1 protein-coding gene is annotated in these 2,840 nt (G+C 60.6%); it reads right to left on the reverse strand.

Going from position 1 to position 2,840, the window contains the following annotated elements; all coding sequences use genetic code 11:
- Positions 1-779: 779 nt before the first annotated feature.
- Positions 780-2,840, reverse strand: a 2,061-nt coding sequence (locus tag WBV42_RS05775; RefSeq protein WP_423985182.1) for an NADP-dependent malic enzyme, incomplete at its 5' end; no start/stop codon positions are given.

The raw sequence follows: 2,840 nt of genomic DNA on the forward strand, positions 1-2,840 counted from the left end.
TATAACGACTGTATCAGAACACTCCTGGGAAGAGGACGTAGACGAACAGTAAGCTTAGTATGCCGGTAAAGATGGCGTAGTAGACGAGCGGGATGAGTTCCAACCGAATAACGCGTCCCTCTTCGCCGACGAGACCAACGACCGCGAGCGCGGCGACGACGGTGACTAGGATTACGATGGCGTCACGTGCATGGTCGTCTTGATCGTTCTGTGGACTACTCAGCCTCCTCGACGTTGCCGCAGTTCCGACAGCGCTTCATCCCGCCGTGTACGTCGCTGTAGTCGTGTCTGATGCCCGTGATGCACAGTACGTCCTGGAAGAATCCCATACCACGTAGGTCTCGCGGCCACTGGATAATGGTTTCGTGCCGAAAAGGTACATTCCCACAGAATTAGGTAACGTTTATTCCCGTTACCGCGGTCTCGACACGCTGAGAGTAGAACATGTTCTGCAGAGTTGACGAAGTCAGTCCGGTCTTCAATACTGAACTCGTGATGCCGCGTTTCGTTCGAACTTCTCGTCGTTATCATGTCCATCGCCAAGATCTTGACCCCATCCTGTCGCTGACTTACGAGGTGCTCTTGGACCGTCACATCCAACTCGCCGAGGTCAAATGAATGTGTCCCCACACGAGTGACCGTCGCAGGTAGAGATACGGTCGGCTTCGATGTTTTATGCGAACAGGTGGGTACCATCTCAAACTCGCGTGCTCTGAGTACGTCAAATCGCTCGTCGCTGGCCTTCCGGATGATCATCCCGAGAAGACCCGTCCCTCTCGCTAGTTTTCCTGGGCTTCGACGATAGCGACGCTGGCGAGGTTGACGATGTCTTTGACGTCATCGCCGCGCTGCAGGATGTGCACGGGGTCGTCCATGCCGACGAGAATCGGTCCGACGGCGTCGGCACCGCCGAGACGCTGGAGGAGCTTGTAGACGATGTTCCCCGCTTCGAGGTTGGGGAACACGAGACAGTTCGCGGGTCCGTCGAGTTCCGAGAATCCGTACGTGTCGTCCAGTATTCCGTCGACGACTGCCGTATCGGCCTGCATTTCGCCGTCGACCTGAAACTCGACGGTCGGATCGTCGTGGAGTATCGACACCGCCTCACGGGGCTTCGCGGACCCCGCTGTCTGGACGCTTCCGAAATCCGAGTATGAGAGGAGCGCCGCGCGAGGTTCCACGTCGAAACGGCGGGCGAGCGCCGCGACGTGACGGGTTATCTCGGCGAGTTCGTCGGCGCTCGGATCGAGGTTCACGGTCGCATCCGCGCAGAAGATCACTCTGTTCTTGAACGTGAGCATGTAGACACCGGCCACGTAGTCGGTATCGGGGGCGGTGCCGACGACTTCGAGCGGCGGGCGGAGCGCGCTCGGATAGTGGTGGGCGAGCCCCGTGAGGAAGACGTCTGCATCACCTTGCTCGACCATGACACTGCCGAAGTAATCGGGGTCGTGTTGGACGAGTTCGGTGGCTTCTCGGCGCGTGACACCTTTTCGTTTCCGGAGATCGTAGAGCCTGTCGGCGTACTCGTCGTGACCGCCATCCTCGGGGTCGACGACTTCCGGATCGAAGTCGAGACCGAGGTCGATCATCGTCGCTTCGACCCGTCGTTCGTCGCCGATGAGGACGGGGTCCGCGATTCCCTGTTCCTCCATCTGGGCGGCGGCGCGAATCATCTTCTCGTCCTCCCCGTCGCCGAGTGCGACGCGCTTCGGCTCGGTTTGGGCTTTGTTCAGGACGATGCGCATCATCTCGCGGCTCTTTCCGAGGCGGGCTTCGAGGCCCTCTTTGTACTCTCCGAGGTCGACCTCGGTGCGGGCGACGCCGGAGTCCATCGCGGCCTCGGCGACTGCGGGCGCAATTTCGAAGAGAACGCGGGGATCGAGCGGCTTCGGGATGATGTACTCGGGACCGAACTGAAGCGGCTGGTCGCCGTACGCGTCCCGGACCTGATCCGGGACGTCCTTCTTCGCGAGGTCGGCGAGTGCCTCCGCGGCTGCGACCTTCATCTCCTCGTTGATTTCCGTCGCACGGGTGTCGAGGGCACCGCGGAAGAGGAACGGAAAGCCGAGGACGTTATTCACCATGTTCGGGTAGTCCGAACGTCCCGTTGCCATGATGACGGTATCCTCTCGGGCGTTCTTGGCCTCCACGTATCCGATTTCGGGGTCGGGGTTCGCCATCGCGAAGACGATCGGATCGTCGGCCATCGACCGCACCATGTCCTGGCTCACGACTCCACCGACGGAGAGCCCAACGAAGACGTCTGCGTCCTCCATCGCGCTCGCGAGTTCGCCACCTTCGACGCCGCGGGCGAACGGTTCTGCATGCGGATTCAGATCACCGGATTGCGCGCGCTCCTCGGAGAGGATTCCGTCAATATCGCTCATCACGATGTTCTCGTGTGGGACGCCGAGCGAGACGTAGAATTTCGCGCACGAGACGGCGGCCGCACCGGCACCGGAGAAGACGATACGGAGACCATCGAGCGTCTTCTCCGTAATCTCGACGGCGTTCAGAAGCGCGGCACCGGAGATGATGGCGGTGCCGTGCTGGTCGTCGTGAAAGACCGGGATATCCATTTTCTCCCTGAGGCGGGTTTCGATCTCGAAACATTCGGGGGCCGCGATGTCTTCGAGGTTGATGCCGCCGAACGTCGGTTCCATCGCCGCGGCACATCGAACGAACGCATCGACGTCCGATTCGTCGAGTTCCACGTCGAAGACGTCGATATCAGCGAAGCGCTTGAAGAGGACGCCTTTCCCCTCCATGACGGGCTTCGATGCTTGGGCACCGATGTCCCCGAGGCCGAGAACGGCTGAGCCGTTGGAGACGACGCC

The sequence above is a fragment of the Haladaptatus sp. genome, assembly GCF_049589095.1.
In the GTDB taxonomy this organism is placed as follows: domain Archaea; phylum Halobacteriota; class Halobacteria; order Halobacteriales; family Haladaptataceae; genus Haladaptatus.